This window comes from Gemmatimonadota bacterium (assembly GCA_039715185.1).
In the GTDB taxonomy this organism is placed as follows: Bacteria; Gemmatimonadota; Gemmatimonadetes; order Longimicrobiales; family RSA9; genus DATHRK01.
In genome coordinates, this window is sequence record JBDLIA010000063.1 from 1 (window position 1) to 19,206 (window position 19,206).

Annotated in this window: 19 protein-coding genes; 2 read left to right on the plus strand and 17 right to left on the minus strand. The window is 70.7% G+C overall.

The genetic code is table 11. From position 1 onward, the window contains the following. The 11 genes from rpsB to larE all read right to left on the minus strand — a co-directional run. Positions 1 to 1,008: 30S ribosomal protein S2 (gene rpsB / locus ABFS34_11580; protein MEN8376080.1), on the minus strand; the 1,008-nt coding region annotated here is incomplete at its 3' end. A 165-nt stretch (positions 1,009 to 1,173) separates the two neighbouring features. After that, positions 1,174 to 1,572: a 30S ribosomal protein S9 gene (rpsI, locus tag ABFS34_11585; protein ID MEN8376081.1), complete on the minus strand. Its 399-nt coding sequence runs from the start codon at positions 1,570 to 1,572 to the stop codon at positions 1,174 to 1,176. Between the two features lies 1 nt (position 1,573). Continuing rightward, complete coding sequence (gene rplM, locus ABFS34_11590; protein ID MEN8376082.1) at positions 1,574 to 2,002, minus strand: 50S ribosomal protein L13; 429 nt, start codon at positions 2,000 to 2,002, stop codon at positions 1,574 to 1,576. Positions 2,003 to 2,078: 76 nt separating this feature from the next. Beyond that, positions 2,079 to 3,071 carry a sigma-70 family RNA polymerase sigma factor gene (locus ABFS34_11595; protein MEN8376083.1) on the minus strand — a complete coding sequence of 331 codons (993 nt, stop codon included), beginning with the start codon at positions 3,069 to 3,071 and terminating at the stop codon, positions 2,079 to 2,081. Further along, on the minus strand, positions 3,068 to 3,739 hold the full coding sequence (lepB, locus tag ABFS34_11600) for a signal peptidase I (GenBank protein MEN8376084.1): 672 nt from the start codon (positions 3,737 to 3,739) through the stop codon (positions 3,068 to 3,070). Before lepB ends, ABFS34_11595 begins: the two co-directional genes overlap by 4 nt. A 206-nt stretch (positions 3,740 to 3,945) precedes the next feature. Further along, positions 3,946 to 5,439: an aldehyde dehydrogenase family protein gene (locus tag ABFS34_11605; protein MEN8376085.1), complete on the minus strand. Its 1,494-nt coding sequence runs from the start codon at positions 5,437 to 5,439 to the stop codon at positions 3,946 to 3,948. Between the two features lie 49 nt (positions 5,440 to 5,488). Further along, entirely contained in the window at positions 5,489 to 6,856 is a 1,368-nt protein-coding gene (locus ABFS34_11610) for a sigma-54 dependent transcriptional regulator (GenBank protein MEN8376086.1), read from the minus strand. Between the two features lie 5 nt (positions 6,857 to 6,861). Beyond that, positions 6,862 to 7,494: a hypothetical protein gene (locus ABFS34_11615; GenBank protein ID MEN8376087.1), complete on the minus strand. Its 633-nt coding sequence runs from the start codon at positions 7,492 to 7,494 to the stop codon at positions 6,862 to 6,864. A 31-nt stretch (positions 7,495 to 7,525) separates the two neighbouring features. Further along, positions 7,526 to 8,110 carry an RNA 2',3'-cyclic phosphodiesterase gene (thpR, locus tag ABFS34_11620; GenBank protein ID MEN8376088.1) on the minus strand — a complete coding sequence of 195 codons (585 nt, stop codon included), beginning with the start codon at positions 8,108 to 8,110 and terminating at the stop codon, positions 7,526 to 7,528. Positions 8,111 to 8,151: 41 nt separating this feature from the next. Beyond that, positions 8,152 to 8,409 (minus strand): hypothetical protein, encoded by a 258-nt coding sequence (locus ABFS34_11625; GenBank protein ID MEN8376089.1) that lies wholly within the window; start codon positions 8,407 to 8,409, stop codon positions 8,152 to 8,154. Continuing rightward, positions 8,406 to 9,245 carry an ATP-dependent sacrificial sulfur transferase LarE gene (gene larE / locus ABFS34_11630; protein MEN8376090.1) on the minus strand — a complete coding sequence of 280 codons (840 nt, stop codon included), beginning with the start codon at positions 9,243 to 9,245 and terminating at the stop codon, positions 8,406 to 8,408. Before larE ends, ABFS34_11625 begins: the two co-directional genes overlap by 4 nt. 207 nt (positions 9,246 to 9,452) lie before the next feature. Between larE and ABFS34_11635 the strand changes: the two genes are divergently transcribed. Further along, a complete protein-coding gene (locus tag ABFS34_11635; GenBank protein MEN8376091.1) occupies positions 9,453 to 10,043 on the plus strand; it encodes a hypothetical protein in 591 nt (196 codons plus the stop codon). 11 nt (positions 10,044 to 10,054) lie between these two features. Here ABFS34_11635 and ABFS34_11640 read toward each other — a convergent pair whose 3' ends face one another. From ABFS34_11640 to ABFS34_11660, 5 genes are all read right to left on the minus strand, one after another. Further along, positions 10,055 to 11,083: a serine hydrolase domain-containing protein gene (locus tag ABFS34_11640; GenBank protein ID MEN8376092.1), complete on the minus strand. Its 1,029-nt coding sequence runs from the start codon at positions 11,081 to 11,083 to the stop codon at positions 10,055 to 10,057. A 267-nt stretch (positions 11,084 to 11,350) separates the two neighbouring features. Beyond that, positions 11,351 to 12,889: a YifB family Mg chelatase-like AAA ATPase gene (locus ABFS34_11645; protein ID MEN8376093.1), complete on the minus strand. Its 1,539-nt coding sequence runs from the start codon at positions 12,887 to 12,889 to the stop codon at positions 11,351 to 11,353. A gap of 1 nt (position 12,890) precedes the next feature. Further along, on the minus strand, positions 12,891 to 13,925 hold the full coding sequence (locus tag ABFS34_11650) for a hypothetical protein (protein MEN8376094.1): 1,035 nt from the start codon (positions 13,923 to 13,925) through the stop codon (positions 12,891 to 12,893). Beyond that, entirely contained in the window at positions 13,922 to 14,383 is a 462-nt protein-coding gene (locus ABFS34_11655; GenBank protein MEN8376095.1) for a hypothetical protein, read from the minus strand. Before ABFS34_11655 ends, ABFS34_11650 begins: the two co-directional genes overlap by 4 nt. 141 nt (positions 14,384 to 14,524) lie before the next feature. After that, a complete protein-coding gene (locus ABFS34_11660) occupies positions 14,525 to 14,842 on the minus strand; it encodes a hypothetical protein (protein MEN8376096.1) in 318 nt (105 codons plus the stop codon). A 324-nt stretch (positions 14,843 to 15,166) separates the two neighbouring features. On the opposite strand from ABFS34_11660, the gene ABFS34_11665 reads away from it, so the two are divergent. Beyond that, a complete protein-coding gene (locus ABFS34_11665; GenBank protein ID MEN8376097.1) occupies positions 15,167 to 16,582 on the plus strand; it encodes a trypsin-like peptidase domain-containing protein in 1,416 nt (471 codons plus the stop codon). A 31-nt stretch (positions 16,583 to 16,613) separates the two neighbouring features. Here the strand turns inward: ABFS34_11665 and ABFS34_11670 are convergent. Then, on the minus strand, positions 16,614 to 19,206 hold a 2,593-nt coding region (locus tag ABFS34_11670), incomplete at its 5' end, for a HAMP domain-containing sensor histidine kinase (GenBank protein MEN8376098.1).

Genomic DNA, 19,206 nt, shown 5'->3' on the forward strand with positions numbered 1-19,206 from the left:
CATCCAGACCGCGGGGCGCGCCGCGCGGAACGTCAACGGCCTCATCGTCATGTATGCCGGCACGGTCACGGGTTCGGGCTCGGGCATCGCTTCCGGTTGCGACGCCTCAACAGGGACCGGTTCCTCGACCACAGGGGCCGGTTCGGCGGCAGGCTGCTCGCCCTCCTCGTCGCCGCGGATCGTGGCGATCGCCTCGGGCCGGGGCCGCCGGCGGCGGCGTGGGCGCCGACGCGCACCCTTGTCCTCGTCGCGGGTCGTCATGCCCATCTCGGTCGAGTAGGTGGTCGTGGGCTCGTCGGCCGGCCTGTCCCGCTCCTCCGGCGGCAGCTCCTTGCGCGCCCGCTCGATCGCGTCCGCGATGGACCGGGTGATCACCGCCACGGAGCGAATCGCGTCGTCGTTGCCCGGGATCGGGAAATCGATGCGATCCGGATCCGCGTTGGTGTCCGCGATCGCGATGACCGGGATCCCCAACTTGTTCGCCTCGCGCACCGCGATCTCCTCGCGGCGGCAGTCGATCACGAACAGCGCGCCCGGCAACCGTCCCATCTCCGCCACGCCGCTGAGGTACTTCTCCAGCTTGAGGCGTTCGCGATCGAGCAGCAGGCGCTCCTTCTTCGTGTAGAACTCGTAGGAGCCTTCCTCCATCCCGCGCTGCAGTTCCTTCATGCGCCGGATCTGCTTCTTGATCGTCTGGTAGTTGGTCAGCATCCCGCCGAGCCAGCGCTCCGTGACGTAGTGCGCCCCGCACCGCTCTGCGTCCTGCTCCACGATGGCGCGTAGCTGGCGCTTCGTGCAGACGAACATCACGCGCCGACCCTGCAGCGTCACCTCGCGGGTGGCGCTCTGAGCACGCTCCAGGTAGGAAGCGGTCTTCTTGAGGTCGATGATGTGGATGCCGTTGCGCTCCGCGAAGATGAATTTGCGCATCTTCGGGTTCCAACGGCTGGTCTGGTGGCCGAAGTGGACACCGGCCTCCAGCAGCTCTCGGATCTGCGTCTCAACCATAGTCGGAATTGTCGTCGGGTTTCTCTTCCGCCGCCTTCATCCGCGCGCCGCCCGATCGGGACCCCGGCGCCGCGTCCAGCGACGTGCGTATTTTTTCCTACCGTGCCGCTCCCGACCGCGTCCAGCAGCGGCCGGATCGAACGCTAGTGTATCGTTGCCGGCACGCTAGCGCTTCGAGAACTGGAAACGCTTGCGGGCCTTCGGCCGCCCCGGCTTCTTGCGCTCCACCTCGCGGGCGTCACGCGTGAGCAATCCGTGCTGGCGCAGGGTGGGCCGCAGATCCTCGTCGCTGTCGACGAGGGCGCGCGCTATGCCCAGGCGCACCGCCCCGGCCTGACCGGTGAGGCCGCCGCCCCGGACGTTGACCAGCACGTCCCACTGTCCTGCCGACTCGGTCACTTCCAGCGGCTCCGCGGCGTACATGCGCGTCGACTCTCGCGGGAAGTAGGTCTCCGCGTCGCGCCCGTTGATCCTCCATGCGCCCGAGCCAGGCCGCAGGTAGACCCTCGCGACGCTCGACTTGCGGCGCCCGACGCCGTGGTGCTGGTTGATTTCGCTCGCCATGTCAGATCTCCAGCGATTCGGGCTGCTGCGCCGTGTGCGGGTGCTCCGGGCCACTGTAGACCTTGAGCTTCTTCCGCATGAGGCGACCGAGGTTGTTCTTCGGCAGCATGCCCTTCACCGCCAGGGTGATGACCCTCTCGGGGTGCTCAGCGATCATCCGCTTGAACGGGATGTGCTTGTCGCCCCCCATGTATCCGGAGTGCCTGAAATACGTCTTCTGCTCGGCCTTGTTACCCGTCAGCCGAACCTTTTCGGCGTTCACGACCACGACGTAATCGCCCGTGTCCAGGTGCGGCGTGTACATCGGCTTGTGCTTGCCGCGCAGGACGCGTGCTATCTCCGTGGCCAGGCGGCCGAGGACGCGGCCTTCCGCGTCCACGACGAACCAGCGTCGCTCAATATGGTCGCGCTTGGGTGTATAGGTCTTCATACGTAACGAAATCGTGGATCCAGAGCAGTTCTAGCAAAGCAGAGAAGAATATCCGGGGCTTCGGGGGGTGTCAACCTCAGCTCAGGAAGGTTTCCAGGAAGCGGGCGCGCGAGGCGTGACGAAGCCTGAGTAGCGCCTTTTCCTTGATCTGACGCACGCGCTCGCGCGTGATCCCCAGCAGGGATCCTATTTCCTCCAGCGTCATCGGGTCCTGACCGTCCAGGCCGAAGTACAGTCGCAGCACCTTGGCCTCGCGCTCCTTGAGGGTGCCGAGCGCCTCTTCGATGGTGTTGTTCAGGGCGCGATCGAAGGTCTGATCCTCGGGCCCCGGCGACACCTGGTCCGGCAGGTAGTCCAGCAGGCGGTTGTCTTCGCCCGGCGTCATGGGCGCATCGAGCGACAGATGCGCGCGCGAGATCGCCATGGTCCGCTCGACCTCGTCGCTCGAGATGTCCAGCTCCTGGGCCACCTCCTCGGGGGTGGGCTCGCGGCCCAGTTCCTGGAGAAGGGTCGACGACATGCGGCCGATGCGGTGCAGCGCGCCCGCCCGGTTCAGCGGCACGCGGACGATCCGGCTCTGCTCCGCGAGCGCCTGCAGGATCGCCTGCCGGATCCACCAGACGGCGTAGGAGATGAACTTGATGCCCTTGGTTTCATCGAACTTATGGGCCGCCCGGATGAGGCCGAGGTTTCCTTCGTTGATCAGGTCGCCCAGAGACACGCCCTGATTCTGGTACTTCTTGGCGACGGAAACGACGAAACGGAGGTTGGAACGAACCAGCGTGTCGAGCGCTTCCTCGTCGCCCTTCTTGATGCGAACGGCGAGGCTCACCTCGTCTTCGCGCTTGAGGAGGGGGTAAGCGCTGATCTCCTTCAGGTACTGATCGAGCGAGCTTTCGTCGTACGCGTCCTTGCGGACCCTGGCGAATGCGCGCTTGGCGGGCTTGGGCCCGTCGCCCGACCTGCCGAGCGACTCCGCGGGAGCAGCATCCCGCGCCGGCGGCGGGGCGCCGGCCTCCGCGCCGTCGGCTTCCTCCGGTTCGCCTTGCTGCGCGTCCGACTGGCTCACTTTATCCCCTCCCCAATCCGACCCCACCGCACCGAAGACAGGCCCCTTTCTCCGGTCTCCCTGTCCACCGAGAAGTAGACCATCATGGGGCGTCCCCTGACCGCGTCCAGCGGCACGAACCCCCAGAACCGGGAGTCGTGCGAGTCGTCCCGGTTGTCGCCCAGCACGAAGTAGCTGTCGTCGGGGACCACGAGCGGGCCCCAGTTGTCGCGAGATGGCCTGGACACGCCGCCGCCGCCGACCAGGTAGGCGCGCTGCCAGGACATGTCCGGGTCGACCGGATCGGTCACCGGATCCACGTGCACCGCGTACGGCTCGTCCCGCGCGACGCCGTTCAGGAACAGCTCCTTGTCGCGCATCATGAGCGTGTCACCCGCGACGCCCACCACGCGCTTGACGTAGCTGCGCTCCGGCTCGTGCGGCGGCGCGAAGACGACGACCTCGCCTCGTTTCGGCTGCGACAGCGCCGGCACTCGCATGCCACCGGGGATCTGGGCGCCGTAGAGGATCTTGTTGACGAGCAGGAAATCGCCCACCAGCAACGTGCCCTCCATGCTCCCCGTGGGAATCCGGAAGGCCTCCACGACGAACACGCGAGCCAGCAGGAAGATGGCGAGGACCGCGGCGACGGTGGCGACGTCGCGAGCCCAGCGAAGCAGCGAGCTCATGCGTACGCGCCGGTGTCGGCGAGGATGCGGGAAAAACGGGCGTCGGATTCCACGTTCACTGCACGGGAGCGGGAGCGGACGCGTCGTAATATCACCCTGAAAACTCGGCTGTCAAACGGCGAAACGGCGCTCCCGCGGTGGCAAACGGCGGTCCCGATCGAGCGGAAACCTGCGCGCGCGTCAACTAGTGGGCTGTTACGGCCCACCTAGTCGTCGTAGGTGTCGATCTGGGCACGCTGGAGCTTTCCGGAGTAGTCCACGTAGAGCACCTTGGTCTCGGAGTAGAACTCGAAGACCTCCCAGCCCCCTTCCCGGTGCCCGTTACCGGTCGCCTTGACTCCCCCGAACGGCAGGTGGGCCTCGGCGCCGATGGTGGGAGCGTTGACGTAGGTGATCCCGTTGTCGAGCTCGGTCATCGCGCGGAAGGACGCGCGCACGTCGCGCGTGTAGATGGCGCTGGAAAGGCCAAACTCGACCTCGTTGTTTATGCGAATCGCCTCGTCCAGATCGCCGAAACGAAGCACGCTCAGCACGGGGCCGAAGACCTCCTCGCACGCGAGCCGGCTGCCCGGGCGTACGCCGCGCAGGATCGTGGGCTGGAAGAAGAACCCGCGCTCCAGCCCCTCGGTGGTGGCGCGCTCGCCGCCGATCAGCACGTCGTCGCCTTCGTCTCGGGCGACCCCCACGTACTCGGCCACCTTGTCCAGCGCCTGCTGATTGATGAGCGGCCCCACGTCGGTGCCGCTCTTGCGGCCGTCGCCGAGGCGGAGCTCCGAGACCCGGTCGGCCAGTCGGTCCAGGAACTCGTCGTGGATGTCCTCGTGGAGCAGCAGCCGACTGGTGGCCGTGCAGCGCTGGCCCGTGGTACCGAAGGCGCCCCACAGGACCCCGTCCAGGGCCAGGTCGAAGTCCGCGTCCGGCATGACGATCTGGGCGTTCTTGCCGCCCATCTCGAGCGACAGCCGCTTGTGCATGCGGCCGCACGTCTCGCCGAGGATAGAGCCCGTCTCGGTGGAGCCGGTGAACGAGATCACGGGCACATCGGGGTGCTCGACGAACGCCGCGCCGACCACCCTGCCTGGCCCGTGGACGAGTTGGATGACCGACTCCGGCAGGCCCGCCTCGAGCAGGATCTGCACGAGGATCGTGCCCGTGTGCGGCACGGCCTCGGCGGGCTTGAAGACCACGCTGTTCCCGCACGCCAGGGCCGGGAAGATCTTCCAGGTGGGGATCGCCATGGGGAAGTTGAACGGCGTGATGATGCCGCACACGCCGATCGGCCGCCGATAGGTCATCGCCCACTTGTCTCGCAACTCGCTCGGCACCGTGTGGCCGAAGAGCCGGCGCCCCTCGGTGGCCGCGTAGTAGGCGGTATCGATCCCTTCCTGAACGTCCCCGCGGGTCTCCTCGAGCACCTTGCCCATCTCGCGGGTCATGGCGTCCGCGATCTCGTCCTTGCGCGCGGTCATGATGTCGCCCACGCGGCGCAGCACGTCGCCCCGCTGCGGAGCCGGCGTTCTGCTCCACAACTCGAAGCCGTCGCGCGCCACGCTCACGGCGCGCATCACGTCCTCGGCGCCCGAGCGCGGGAAGGTGCCGATCAGATCTTCGGTGTCCGCCGGGTTGCGGTTCTCGAAGGTCGCCCCCGAGGCCGCGTCCACCCATGCGCCGTCTATGTAGTTTCGAAACCTGTCAGCCATGGAACTCGTCGGTGGAGGGTGCGGCCAAGCGCCGCCGGCGGGTGGCCGCTCAGGCCGTTTCTTCCCGCACGATCCCGTATTTTTCGATTTTCTTGTAGAGGTTGGACCTGGGCATGTCAATGGAGCGCGCGGTCTCGCTCACGTTCCAATCGTTGTCTCGCAGGCGCGCCAGGATGTAGGCTCGCTCGGCGCGCGCCTTGAAGTCCGCGAAGTTCTCCGCGTCGAGGAGTCCGAACGCGCCGACCGCCTGCTCGCGCCCCGCGCCGCCCAATCGCTGTACGTCGCCCTCGCCGATCTCGTCGCCCGCGGCGAGGATCATCAGGCGCTCCACGGTATTGCGCAACTCGCGCACGTTGCCGGGCCAGGGCATCTCGGCGAGCCTGTCCAGCGCGGACGCCGTCAGGGTGCGTCTGGGCAGCCGCTGCTGCTCCGCCGCGGCCGTCGCGAAGTGCTTCACCAGCGGCGCGATGTCCCCGCTGCGCTCGCGCAGCGGCGGCAGATGGATCGGCACCACGTTCAGGCGGAAATACAAGTCTTCGCGGAAGCGGCCCTCCTGGATCTCGTGCTCCAGGTCCTTGTTCGTCGCCGCGACCACGCGCACGTCCACCTGAATCGGCGCCGCGCCCCCCACGCGCGTGATGATCCCCTCCTGCAAGGCGCGCAGCACCTTGGACTGCGCGGCGGGGCTCATGTCGCCTATTTCGTCCAGGAAAAGCGTGCCGCCGTCCGCCTGCTCGAACTTGCCGGCGTGATCGGCTATCGCGCCCGTGAACGAGCCCTTCATGTGGCCGAACAGCTCGCTCTCGATGAGCTCCGCGGGGATGGCCGCGCAGTTCACCTCGACGAAGGGTGCGTCGCTCCTGGGCGACAGGCGGTGCAGCGCGCGCGCGACCAGTTCCTTGCCGGTGCCGTTTTCGCCGCTGATCAGCACGCGCGCGTCGGTCGGGGCCACCTTCTCCACCCTGTCCAGCACGGCTTGAATCGCGGCGCTGTCGCCGACGATCTCGTGCCGGGACTCCACCTCGCCACGCAGGCGCTCGTTTTCCCGCTCCAGCCCACTGCGCTCCAGCGCGTTGCGCAGGGTGACCAGCACGCGGTCGGTGTCCAGCGGCTTTTCCAGGAAGTCCCAGGCGCCCAGTCGGGTGGCTTCGACGGCGGTCTCGATGGTGCCGTGCCCGCTGATCATGACCACCGGTACGCCGGGCTCGATGTCGTGGATGCGCGGCAGAATCTCCAGCCCGTCGACGCGCGGCATCTTGACGTCCAGGAACACCAGGTCCGGCGCAGCCCCTTCGACCGACGTCAGCGCCTCGCCACCGGTCCCCGCCTCGCGCACCTCGTGACCCTCGTACTCGAGCAGTTGGCGCAGAGCGCGGCGGACCCCGTCCTCGTCGTCGACGATGAGAATTTCGGCCACCGCCCTCAGCTCCTGCCCGTCAGCACCAGCGAGTCGCCGTGTACGTACGCGGATTGCAGCGGTTCGGGCAGGGCCACGGGGATGACGTCGCCGCCCAGCTCCGGGTCGACTCCGGCACCAACCGACCGCAGCAGCCGCCCGACGAGCGCGTCCGGCAGAGGAATGCGGGCCGCGGTGATCTGATCCACCGCCAGGCCCACGCGGCCGTCGCCGGCCGGGATCAGGTGCCCGCGCACCGACACGTCGGCGGTGTCCGGCAGGAACGCCGCCGCGTCACCCAGGTCCACGTACTCGCGCACGAACTCCGTGGCGACCCTGCCTCCGAGCCGGACCCGTCCGTCCGCGACGTCTACCGTGGGGGAGGCCACGAAGCCCGGAAACACGTCCGCGTACTCGTGGTCGATCAGGCTCTGCAGTTCCAGGTCCGAGAGCGCCAGACGTCCCTCGGCCTCGGCGGAAAGAGCCTCGATGCGGGCCATCGTCTGCGCGGCCAGGGCCGGCCCGTCCAGCTCGGGTGCGGCCCCTCCGAAGCGCTGCTCCCACATGCCGCGTACGTCACCGCCGAAGTACAGGTACGCGACCGCACCGGCCACGATCAGGACCGCCAGCGTGAGGATCCTCCTCAGGCATCCGCCCATTTCTCCTCCTTCTGCCCCGACCCGGCCGCGCTCAGGCGCTCGCTTTCGCCGGCGCGGCTTCCCCCAACCGGACGGTGTCGATCGTCTCGTAGACGGCGCCCTCGGACCCCAGCGTGCTACGCAGGAGCACGACCGAGTGCACCGATAGAGCGCCCTGGTACTTCAGCGGCTCGACGAGATCCTCGAGGTCGCGGAAGTCACCGGCGGCCGCCTCGGGCCTGGCTCGACCGAGGGTCAGATGCGGATGGAACGCCCGGGCCTCCCGTTCGTAGCCGAGTCCGGCGAACTCCCACTCCAGGTCGTGCTTGAGGCAGCGCAGCTCCGGTGATGCGTACGCCCCCGCCCAGATGATGCGCGGCTTGCGCAGGCTGGGGAAGGCGCCGAAGCCGCCGAGCGTGACCTGGAACGGCCGCGACTTCGCCGCCACCGTCGCGAGCGAGCTGCGCACCAGGCCCACGCGGTCCTTCGGTACCTCGCCCAGGTACTTGAGCGTCATATGGATGGCCGCGACGTCCACCCAGCGGACGGGTAGCTCGGCGTCGCGTAACGCGGTCGCCGCCTTGTGCAGGCGCCTGCGTTCCTTGGCCGGAACCGCGATGGCTGCGAAAAGTCTCATGGCAAAGCGTCAATTCGGTCCAATGATGTACACATCTGCGTTCAGGTCGTGCGACTCGAGGTCGTCACGTCCCGGTCGCTCGACTCGGTGTCCCCGTCCAGATCCAGCGCGACGTAGCGAAACCCCAGCGCGCGCAGTCGGTGCGCGAGCGCCCCGATCGCGGCCAGCTCGCCCGCGTCCGCAGCGATCGCAAGAACCTCACCGTCAGCGCCCGCGAGGCTCGCGCCGCGCGCCGGCACGCCCTCCGCGCGCAGCAGGCGCAGGGCGTCCGAAACGGCCAGCGGCGTCCCGCCGCTCACGCCACGCGCCCGCGCCGCAGCTCCACCAGCGGCAGTGATTCGTTGAGCGCGCCGCGCCTGTAACCCTCCACGTCCAGCAGCACTCGCGCGAAGCCGGCGCGGCGGAGGGCGCCGGCGATCGCGTGGGCCCGGGCGCCAGCCGTGGCCAGCTCCGCGGGGGCCAGCTCGACGCGCGCGCAGTCGCCGTGGTGGCGCACCCTGACTTCGACGAACCCGAGCGCCCTCAAGCCGTCCTCCGCGCGCTCTACCTGCCCCAGCCGATCGGCGGTCACGCTCACGCCGTAGGCCAGCCGACTCGCGAGGCACGGCGCGGCGGGGGCGTCCCACGTGCTCAGGCCGAGCCGCCGCGACGCCGTCCGCACCCCGGCCTTGTCGATGCCGGCCTGCGCGAGCGGCGAGCGCACGCCGTGCTCGGTCCCCGCGCGGCCGCCCGGCCGGTAGTCCCACAGGTCGTCCGCGTTGGCCCCGTCCACCAACGTCCTGAGCCCCCTGCCGCGAGCGACTTCTCGCAGCGCGGGCCACAGCACGCTCTTGCAGTGGTAGCACCTGTCGCCCTCGTTGCGGACGTAGCGCTCTCGCTCCAGCTCGCGGGTCTCGACCTCCAGGTGCGGGATGCCCTGCTCCGCCGCGAACGTTCGTGCCGCGCGCCGCTGCACCTCGGGCACGGCCGCGCTCAGCCCCGTGACCGCCAGCACCCTGTTGGTCCCCAGGACGTCGACCGCCAGGCGCGCGACGAGCGCGGAGTCCACGCCGCCGGAGAAACCGACGACGACCGATTCGCAGTCCCGAAGGAGGTCTGCGGCCCGGTCGAGGCGGTCGGAAAGCGTCTGGGACATGCCGTGTGGTGGGGGTGCGGCGCCCGGCCCGGTCCGGGTGCGTCGAGAGCCGGCGTCCCTGCCGGCCTGCGGCCGGCGGATCTTATTGGGATAGGGGCCGTTGGACAAGGTCCCGTGGCGGGCGCCTTGTGGCCCTTCCGGCGGGGCGATCGGGACTCGTGGGCGGCCGATCTTGCGGCGTGCCGGTTCCGGGCGCCAGATGGTGCCATGCAGACGTCTGGTGGTGCGGCGGCTTCGGCCGGATTCGTGCAGGCCAATCCCCTACTGGCGTTCGGCCTGCTGGCGGCTGGATCCCTGCTGCTCGCGATGCTTCCCGTCGCCGTAGTGCGGCGCTTCCTGGTGATCCCGCACGCGGCAGACACGCTGCTGGTAATCGAGGCGCGGAGGTGGCTTCGCGTGCTCGTCATGTGGGTGCTGCCGGCGCTCGTGGCGGCGGTATTCTGGATCGCCGTACGGGTGGCCGTGTCGTTGGCGGACGTGGCGTCGCCGGGCGCCCCGGAGTGGGGGCTGGCGCTCGCGTTCGGGCTCGTGATCACGCTGCCGCTGGCGGGCATAGCTTACGCGGTACGCGCGCTCTTCCTGGCCGCGATCCGCGCGACCGAGTACGGGCTGTTCTTGCAGGGCAGCCTGCTACGCTGGGCGGACATCTCCGCCGTGCGCCGGACCCGCTCGGGGGTGGTCCTGGAGACTCCGGCCAGCGCGCTGATCAAGCGCAGGTCACTGCGGGCGCTGGGGTGGGAGCTCAGCGACCAAGCTATCGCCGAACTCGAGCGGCTCCGGGAGCGCGGCGCGGGTTAGTGGGGCGCCGCCTATTGGGGGAGTTCGACCTCGAACCCCAGGATCGTGTTCCACAGATCGTTCATCAGTTGAACCTGAGGAACGTGCCCGATGTTGCCCAGGAAAACGATGAAGTAGTCGTCGTCCAGGAGTCGTGCGATCCCCGCGGAGAAGCCGGACGTTCCTCCGAGACCCAGCGCCAGAGTGCCCAGTTCCTCCTCATCCTTGTGCACGTACGCCCCCAGGCTCCAACCGTATCCGGAGCGGTTCCGGTCACGGTCGAACACCATCGCCTTGGATTCGGCGGACAGCACCTGATCTCCGGTCAGCGCACGGTGCCAGCGCAATAGATCGTCCACCGTCGAGTACATTCCCCCCGCGCCCACGGCGTAGGATTGATCCTGCAGGAGGGCGTTCACGTAAGATCCGGCCTCGTCCCGAACGTAGCCCGAAGCGCGGTGCTGGATAAGCGGTCGGGCGTAGGCGATGCCCGTGTTCGACAGCTCCAGCGGGTGGAGCAGCCTTTCTCGCAGCACATCCTCGAAGGCGCTCCCCGTTATCCGCTCGATGATGGCGCCGAGGAGATGGTAGCAGCTGTTGCAGTACTCGAACTCCGCGCCGGGGTCGGCCGAGGGCTCCCGAGCGCTGATCCAGGTGACGATCTCGGCCAACTCGTAGCGACCGGCGTAGCGCGACGGCTCCCAGTCGTCTTGAGGCCACGGGATTCCCGCTGTGTGGTGGACGAGGTGCTCGATGGTCACCCGCCTCCAGGCGTCCCCCTCCAATTCCGGCAGATGTTCAGAGAGCGGGTCTGCAAGCGAAAGGCGTCCCTCCTCGATCAGTTGCAGGACGATGACGCCGGTGAACGCCTTCCCCAACGAAGCCACCGTGAACCGCGTCTCGGGCGCGTTGGCGACGCCCCACTCCTCATTGGCGAGTCCGACCGCGCCGCGATACACGATCTCGTCGCCCATGGCCACCAGCACCGCACCCTGGAACAGGTCCGCCGTGTGATACGCTTCGACGATCTCCTGCAACCGTGGACCGAATCGGCCCGCCACCTGGGGTCCCGAAGCGGCGGGAGCACACGCCAGCGTCAAGACGACGAGGAGGAGCGGGCGAAGGCCTCGCGTACCCGCGGGCGGGTCGGAGACCGGTCGCGCGCCGTCGCGTTCAGGACGCGGCCGGGCAGTTCTGATTGGGTACATTGCGAGCCTCACCGCTCATGGCTTCCCTTCGTGGCGGCGGGCGCTGAAGCGAGTGCGGAGCAAACTAGCCGACGGCACCGGTCGGCGGAAAGGCGGTGGGGCCGCCGAGTTCGCACCAAATCAGGAGAGCGCCACCCCCGCACCCCGGTACTGGAGCGCCTCCGCGACGTGGGCTCGCGCGATGCCTCCGGCCCCCGCCAGGTCGGCTATCGTGCGCGCGACGCGCAGGATGCGGTGGTAGGCGCGCGGCGACAGCGCGAGCCGGTTCATGGCGGCGGAGATGACCCGCCAGGATTCGTCCCCCAGGGCACAGTGGCGGGCCAGCGCGCGCGGGTCCAGAGCGGCGTTCAGCGCCCTGCCCTGACGGCGCGTCTGCCTGGCGCGTGCTCCCGCGACCCGCTCGGCGACGGACGCGGTGGACCGCCGGACGGTCTTCTCACTGGACGCGTCGCGAGCGGACGTTGCGGACGGCTGCTCCCTGAGCTGGTCGGCGTCCAGCAACGGCACCTCAACCCGCAGGTCGATCCGGTCCAGGAGGGGCCCGGAGATCCGCGCCCGATAGCGGCGCAGGTCCGACTCGGCGCACAGGCAGCGATCGCGGCCGTCCCCCAGGTAGCCGCACGGGCACGGGTTCATCGCCGCGACGAGCTGCACGCGCGCCGGAAACGCCGCCGACGCGCGCACGCGCACCACGTGGACGACTCCGGCCTCGAGCGGTTGCCGCAGCGCCTCGAGGGCGGCGCGGCGAAACTCCGGCAGCTCGTCCAGGAAGAGCACGCCGTGGTGGGCCAGCGAGATCTCGCCCGGCCGCGGGCCGGAGCCTCCGCCGACCAGGCCGGCGTCCGAGATGGAGTGGTGCGGGCTGCGGAACGGCGGCCGGCGGTCCAGGCCCAGTCGAGGCGAGCCCGCCGCTGAGTGGATGCGCGCTACGTCCAGCGCCTCGTCGGGCGCCAGGTCGGGGAGGATGGGTGGCAGCCTCACGGCCAGCATGGACTTGCCCGCGCCCGGTGGACCCACCAGCAGCAGGTTGTGTCCGCCCGCCGCGGCTATCTCGAGGGCGCGCTTGGCGAGTTCCTGGGCGCGCACGTCGGCCAGGTCGGCCCGGCGCGCCGGGCGCGGCGCGGGAGGCGGTGCGGCGACGGGCAAAGCTCGACGGCCCTGCAGGTGCGCCACCACGCCGCGCAGGTCGGTCGCCGACAGCACGCGAACCCCCGGCACGACCGCCGCCTCTTGGGCCGCGCGTTCGGGAAGAATCAGCGTTTTCAGCCCTTCGCGCGCGCAGCACACCGCCGCGGCGACGGCGCCTCGGACCGGCCGGAGCGCCCCGTCCAGCCCGAGCTCGCCGGCGAAGCAGTGGTCGAGCGCCGGCGCGGGAACCTGGCCGCTGGCCACCAGCAGCCCGACCGCGATCGGCAGGTCCAGCGCGCTCCCTTCCTTGGGGACGTCGGCGGGCGCGAGGTTGACCGTCACCTTCCTGGGGGGCGCCTCGAAGCCGCTGTTGCGCACCGCCGCGACCACCCGCTCGCGGCCCTCTCGTACCGCGCTGTGGGGCAGACCCACGACGCTCATGCCGGGGAGCCCAGCCGCCAGATGCACCTCCACGGCAACTGGATACGCTTCGACTCCTGCGACCGCGGCGCTGGTGAGGCGCGCGAGCACGTCAGTCGGCCGACGCGTCGGGCCGCGGGATGGCCGCCACGATGGGGTAGCCGGCGCGCCTGGAAAGCAGGTACATCCGTTCGGCGTCGAGCGCGAAGCGGTCGGCACCGAACGGCAGCCGCCAGCTCCCCAGATAGGCGCCGTCCGGCAGCGCGTAGCGATCGATCAGGCGGCGCGCGTCCTGCCCCTCGCCGTGGAAGAGAATCCACACCTCCTCGCCGACCACAGCTCCATCCAGCGCGGCCACCTTGTACTCCGCCAGCCTGGTCGACCGGCGCCGGCCGGACCGGTCGACGTCGACGCCGGGTGGGGCCATGGGCTCCACGTACGGCCGAAACGGCCCGAAGCCGCTCCCGCCGCCGTACCTGGCGAACCCCGCGGCCATCTTGTAGGCGAGTACGCACGGCCCGCCCGCTCCACCCAGCAGGAGCGCCTGCGTGGCCAGAGGCGGCGCGTCCTCCGGGTAGGGTCCGGGGATCGAATGCCTCCCCACTACCTCCCCGCGCTCGCTCAGGCGGAGCACCCGCGACCCCTCGGTCTGCGTTGTCAGGAGCCACTCCGCGTCCGGAAGCGAACACAGTGACTCGACGTAGGCGACGTCCCGGACGGGGATAGGCGAGACGGCGGCCCCGCCGCGGTCCAGTCTCGCGACGCGCGCGTTGCGGGCGTCGCCGATGGCCACGCCACCATCGGCCGTCACAGCGAAGTCGGTGGGACCGTCGAGCTCTCCCGGCCCGCCTCCATGCCGGCCGCGCGTCCAGATGTGCTCTCCGGTGCTCGCCTCGAACGCGGCCACTCTGTGCCCGAAGCGGTCCAGCACGAACACCCGGCCTGCCGCAGCGCGGATCGCCACCGGCATGAGCAGAACCGTGTCGGCCGGGTCGCCGCCGACGCTCCACAGAGTCCCGCCGGGCGCCTCCCGCACCAGCCTGGGTCTGGCCTCGAACGCCGCGACCGCGCCCGAGTCGGCGCCGTCGCCGCAGGCGGCAGCAGCCAGGCTGGCCGCCAGCCACGCGACGCCGAACCGCTCGTTCACCGCCTTCCGCTCGCGGTCCGGCGCGCGTGCAGATCGGCGAGCCCGACCAGCGCCCAGTGCAGGGACCGAAGCTCCAGGGGGTCGCGCGGCACCGGAGCCGCGAAGCGGGTCGCTCCGCCCGCGTCCTTGACGACCAGGAAGGGCGTACGCCCGAAGCCGAGGTCGCGAAACTCCCGGAGCGTCCTGGCGGAGGCGAGCGTCAGCGGAGAGAACTTGCCGCCCAGCGCGCGCGCCGCGGCCGCGGTGTCGGCCGCTTCTCCGATGAAGACGAGCGAGGCCACGCTCATGCTGCCGGCGACCGTGGGGTGATCCAGGATGTCCAGAAAGGCCAGCGCCGACGCGCAGTCGGCGAGCTGGAAGGCGACGTGCACCGCCAGCGCTCCGGCCTCGGAAGCCGGCGCAAGGCCGGCGGCGTCTCCCGTGACCTCGGGCGTCAGGATCGCCGTCAAGGCGATCACGCCGAGCGTAGAGGCGAGCGCCAGCGCAGCCCCGCGGCCGGTAGGTTCCGGCCGAAGGACGGCTGATTCCGGGCGGTGGGATGGGCGCATGCGTGTTGGTTCAGTGTCTGCGTGGCGGCCCCCGGCCGCGACGCGGTCGGGTCAGTTGTCTTCCGTCGGCTCCTCCGGCGTCTCCTCGCCGGGGGGCAACGCCGGGTCGTCTCCGGATCCTTGGGTTTCCTCGATCGTCTCCCAGTAGTAGTCCCGCTGCGTCCAGCTCGCGCACGTGCGGCTGATCCTCAGCGGCCACGCGAGCTCCCAGGACCAGGAGGTGCAGGTAAATTCACTCATGCACAGCGGCCCCGCGCCGCCGGCGCACTCTCCCGTCGCGGCGAACGTGGGACTGCCGGCGCCCTCCAGGGCGCTCCCCATCACCGCCAGGGCCGCCGCGGCGGCCACGGTCATCACCAGTTTCTTCATGCCGTCCTCCTCTCCGACCACCCACGCCACCCGGAACGCAGCCCGCCGTCGCGCTCCCTCTACGCTCGGGAATCAGAGTGGAAGCGGAGCCCGCGCGGGGACATGGCTGGATGGGACACCGGGCGACCGGAGAGACTCTCTTCGCCGGGTGATGACCGGGCCGATTGCAACCGAGCCGGATCTGGTCGGCGTCCAACCGGAAACGATCGGGGGAGTTCGACGGATTCCTGCATCGGGACCGCGGTTCCCCTCAGACACCCGCAGCAAGGGCTGGACATGCGCACATATGCCCGTGGCGCCGGCGGCGTCCTCTCCCGAATCACCTTGACGATCGCCCTGGGCGGCCTCCTTTCGGCCTGCGGTTTCGACGCCGGGAGCGACGTCGGGGCGACCGTGCAGACGGTGGCGCTGGCGTCGCCAACCCTCCGCCCGAGACCCGCCGCGCTCCCTCTCCAGGAGCGAGTGAGCGACTCGCCCGGGCTCGCGCGCGAGCTCTCCGGCGCGTTCCGTGACGCCGCCAACGAGGTTCTCCCCGCGGTGGTGCGGGTGGAGGCCCAGCAGGCCGGGCGCGGCGGCCGCGCCGGCGGCATCGCGCGCGGCTCGGGCTTCGTGCTGGATGAAGCCGGCCACGTGATCACCAACAATCACGTAGTCGCGCGCGCCACGCGGGTGCTCGTTCGCTTCGTGAATGGGCGCTCCTACGAGGCCGAGGTGGTGGGCTCCGACCAGGACACGGACGTGGCGGTGCTGGAGCTGAAGCTCGCCGCCGGCGAGCAGGTGCCCGCGGCGCGGATCGGCGCCGACGCGCCGGTGGAGGTAGGCGACTGGGTTCTCGCCCTGGGCAGCCCGTTGGACCTGGACTTCACCGTCACCGCTGGGATCGTGAGCGCGAAAGGGCGACAGTTGTCGATCGGGACCGAGGGCCGGCAGACCGCGCTGGAGTCCTACATCCAGACCGACGCGGCGATCAACCCGGGCAATTCGGGCGGCCCGCTGGTGGACCTGGACGGCCGGGTGGTGGGCGTGAACACGGCCATCCAGTCCCCGAACCGGCGCTTCATCGGCTACGGGTTCGCGATCCCCATGGCCATCGTATCCCGGGTGGCCGATGACCTGCTCGAATACGGCGTGGTCCATCGCCCGCGCCTGGGAGTTTCCGTGCGCGACGTGCTCGACCCGGACGCCGAGGCGTATGGGCTGGACCGGATCGAAGGCGCCTGGATAGAGTCGGTGCAGGAAGGCCTGCCGGCGGCGCGCTCGGGCCTGAGGCACGGGGACGTCGTGCTGGCGATCGATGGCGCCGAGGTGGCCAACGCCAACGAGCTCACCACCCAGCTCCTGCAGCGGCAGCCGGGGCAGCGGATCCGGCTGTCGGTCCGCCGCTTCCAGGAGGATCGCGAGGTCATCGTGCGGCTGGACGAGTTCGAACCGCGCAAGCGCGCGCGTACGCCGCCCACGCTGGTGGCGGAGACCCCTACCGATCGCGTGGGCTTCTCGGTCGAAGCGGTACGCTCGGGAACGGGCTCGGGCACTCGCCTGGTCATCGAGGACATCGCCGACGGCGGGCCCGTCGGAGAGCGCGCTCGCGGCTGGGAAGTCGTCTCGATCAACGGCGTGGAGATCGGCACCGTCCGCGACTTCCGACGGCTCGCCTCGCGGCTGGAGGGCGGCGACCTGGTTTCGCTGATCCTGACCGACGGCGAGGACGAGCGCATCGTCAACTACAGGGCCAGGCCGTAGACGGGAGTTGAAGCGAGGGCGGGCGTGACCCTCAGTCCGCCCCGCCCGCCTCCGCTTCCTTGAGCCAGATCTTGAACGCGGTGCCGCGGCCCGGCTCGCTCTCCACGATGATCCGGCCGCCCCAGTCCTCGACCAGGCGCTTTACGATGGCCAGGCCGAGGCCCGTGCCGGAGCTGCGGGTGGAAAAGTGCGGCTCGAACACGCTGGGCAGCACGTCGGCCGGGATGCCCTCGCCGCCATCGCTGATCTGGAGCGCGACCTCGGCGCCCTCGCGCCGCACTGTGACCCGCGCGACGCCTCCCTCGGGGAGCGCCTCGCGGGCGTTCTCCAGCAGGTTGATCAGCACCTCCCGCAGCTCCCCGTCGCGGGCCGCCACGGACGGCAGGTCGGGCTCGGACTCAACTCGCACGACCATACCTCGCTCTCCGGACGCGTACAGCGCCTGCACATCCAGGGCGACCGCCTCGACGTCCACCGACTCCAGCGCCGGCTGCGGCTCGGCGGGTGCGCCGTAACGGGCGAACGCGCGCGCGATGTCGCTGAGGCGGTCGATCTCGTGCAGCACCTGCTCGACGTTGCCCTCCAGGATCTCGCCGAAGTCCTGGCGCTCGTCTCGAAAGGCGCGCCTTACGTGCTGCACCGACAGCCGGATGGGGGTCAGGGGGTTCTTGATTTCGTGGGCTACCTGACGCGCCATCTCGCCCCAGGCCAGTACCCGCGCGCTGCGCAGCTCTCGGGCCCGAGCGCGACGAAGCCCGCGAGTCATGCGATTGAACGAGCGGAACAGCTCGCCGAACTCATCCCGCCTGTCGACCGGCAGATCGACCCGCGAGCGGCCCTCGCCGACGGCAGACGCGGCGCGGCTGAGTTGGCCGATAGGCCGCGCCAGCGCGCGACCGGCGGCGAGCGATAGCGCCAGCGACAATACCGCGCCGAGCAGGATGGCGAAGAGCAGCGTGTCCGTCAGCTCCGCTCGCCGCGCCGCGGCGGCGCCGCCGGGCAAGGCCGGGATTCCCACCACCCCGGCCGGCGCCAGGCGCCGGAATCCCACCACCGCGCGCCGACCGAGCAGGCTGCGGCCGCGGTCCAGGGCGAGGGCCTCGCCTTCGCGCAGCGCGATGTGGGCGTCCGGCGCCAGCCAGGCGTCGTGCACCCCCAGCCTGACCAGCTCCGGACGCGACGACGTGATCAACTCGCCGCCCTGGTAGAACAGGACGTCCAGGCCCACCAGACCCGCCACCGTCTGTAGGTTGCCGCCGGCGGCGGCGAAGACGTCCACGGCCTGCGCGCTGGAGCGAGACACGGTCGCCTCGGCCTCGCGTTCGGCGGCACCCGCGACCGTCCGGTAGGCCACGGCGCCGAAGGCCAGCGTGGGCACCAGGAAGAAGAAGAACAGCGCCAGGGTGACCCTGGACCGGAAGCTGCCGGGGGCGGGAATCCAGGGGGCCGGCGGCGGCCGGGGGGAGCCCGCGAGGTTGTGCGCGAATCCCCAGATCAGCGCCAGCGCCAGCAGGTCGACCACGATCAGGAGCACGCCGCGCGCGATCCGCACGGCGGCCGGAGCCTGGTCGACCTCGACGTGCGCGTGGTAGAGGACGTCACCCAGGCGGAGTTCGCCCTCCCCGCGCACCCCGGCCACCGAGGCTGCCCAGCGCAGGCCCTCGGCGCGCACGCCGGCCGTCGTGCTCGCGGTTAGCGTCAACGTCGCGGTCGCGGGCCTGGCGTCGCGCGTTCCGAGCGCGGCGGCGGCCAGACCCTCCGGGGCGAGGGCGCGGCGCGGCAGAACCAGCGCGGACGCGACCCAGCCGCCGCCCAGCGGCACCGCCTGCGCCTGGCGCACTTCCGGAGAGGGGTCTGTTCGCCGGATCGGCAGGTCCGCTTCGCGTGACGCGCGCACGACGTCGGCGGCCATGCCGGAGCCCGTGCCCGGGTCGTCGCCCGATCCGGTGATGTCCAGGCGCTCGGCCACCCCGCCGTCCGGCCCCCAGAGCGCCAGCCGCACTGGATAGCCCTCGGCGGCCAGTCCGCTCCCCACCCACGCCCGATACAACAGCTCGGCGCCCCCCTCTCCGCGAGCGTACCGTTCGCGGGCCTCGGCTCCGAGGCGGGCCATCAGGAAGTCGATGAAGGGATCAGTTGGGGCGGCGAGCCGCTCGACGTCTGCCTCCGCGCCGCGCAGGCGGGCGTCCGCGGAGGCCAGCCACAGCTGCGGGAGCAGCGCCGTGGCGGCCAGCGCGCCGGCCACGAGCCAGCGACGCAGACCCCCGAAACGGAGCCGCGGGGTACCGCGCGCGACCAGGTAGGCCGGCGCGGCCCACGCCAGCGCGAACCACGGCTCGGCTCCCAGCCACGGATCCCGCGCCAGCACGAGCGCGGCGCCCAACAGGCCTCCCAGCGCGAGTCCGGCCGCGATCCACCCCATGGCTCTGGCCCCCCCGCCAGGAGTAGCCGCGTGCTCGGGCCTGGGCAGGAGCACGGCGGTAGCGACTCCCAGGATCGACGCCCAGGCCACTTGCAGCCCCCACCACAGCGCCGGCCCGGCGCGCAGCAGAGCGTCCGACGCGGATGCGCCGGCCACCCACGCGCCCAGCGTCAACGCCGCGCCGACCCCTCCCGCGGCCAGC

What these genes read in the sequence shown, in the direction of transcription:
- larE (MEN8376090.1), bottom strand. Translation starts at nt 9,245, where the DNA reads ATGTCCCAGACGCTTTCCGACCGCCTCGACCGGGCCGCAGACCTCCTT.
- ABFS34_11605 (MEN8376085.1), bottom strand. Translation starts at nt 5,439, where the DNA reads ATGGCTGACAGGTTTCGAAACTACATAGACGGCGCATGGGTGGACGCG.
- ABFS34_11615 (MEN8376087.1), bottom strand. Translation starts at nt 7,494, where the DNA reads ATGGGCGGATGCCTGAGGAGGATCCTCACGCTGGCGGTCCTGATCGTG.
- ABFS34_11635 (MEN8376091.1), top strand. Translation starts at nt 9,453, where the DNA reads ATGCAGACGTCTGGTGGTGCGGCGGCTTCGGCCGGATTCGTGCAGGCC.
- ABFS34_11660 (MEN8376096.1), bottom strand. Translation starts at nt 14,842, where the DNA reads ATGAAGAAACTGGTGATGACCGTGGCCGCCGCGGCGGCCCTGGCGGTG.
- lepB (MEN8376084.1), bottom strand. Translation starts at nt 3,739, where the DNA reads ATGAGCTCGCTGCTTCGCTGGGCTCGCGACGTCGCCACCGTCGCCGCG.
- thpR (MEN8376088.1), bottom strand. Translation starts at nt 8,110, where the DNA reads ATGAGACTTTTCGCAGCCATCGCGGTTCCGGCCAAGGAACGCAGGCGC.
- rpsI (MEN8376081.1), bottom strand. Translation starts at nt 1,572, where the DNA reads ATGGCGAGCGAAATCAACCAGCACCACGGCGTCGGGCGCCGCAAGTCG.
- rplM (MEN8376082.1), bottom strand. Translation starts at nt 2,002, where the DNA reads ATGAAGACCTATACACCCAAGCGCGACCATATTGAGCGACGCTGGTTC.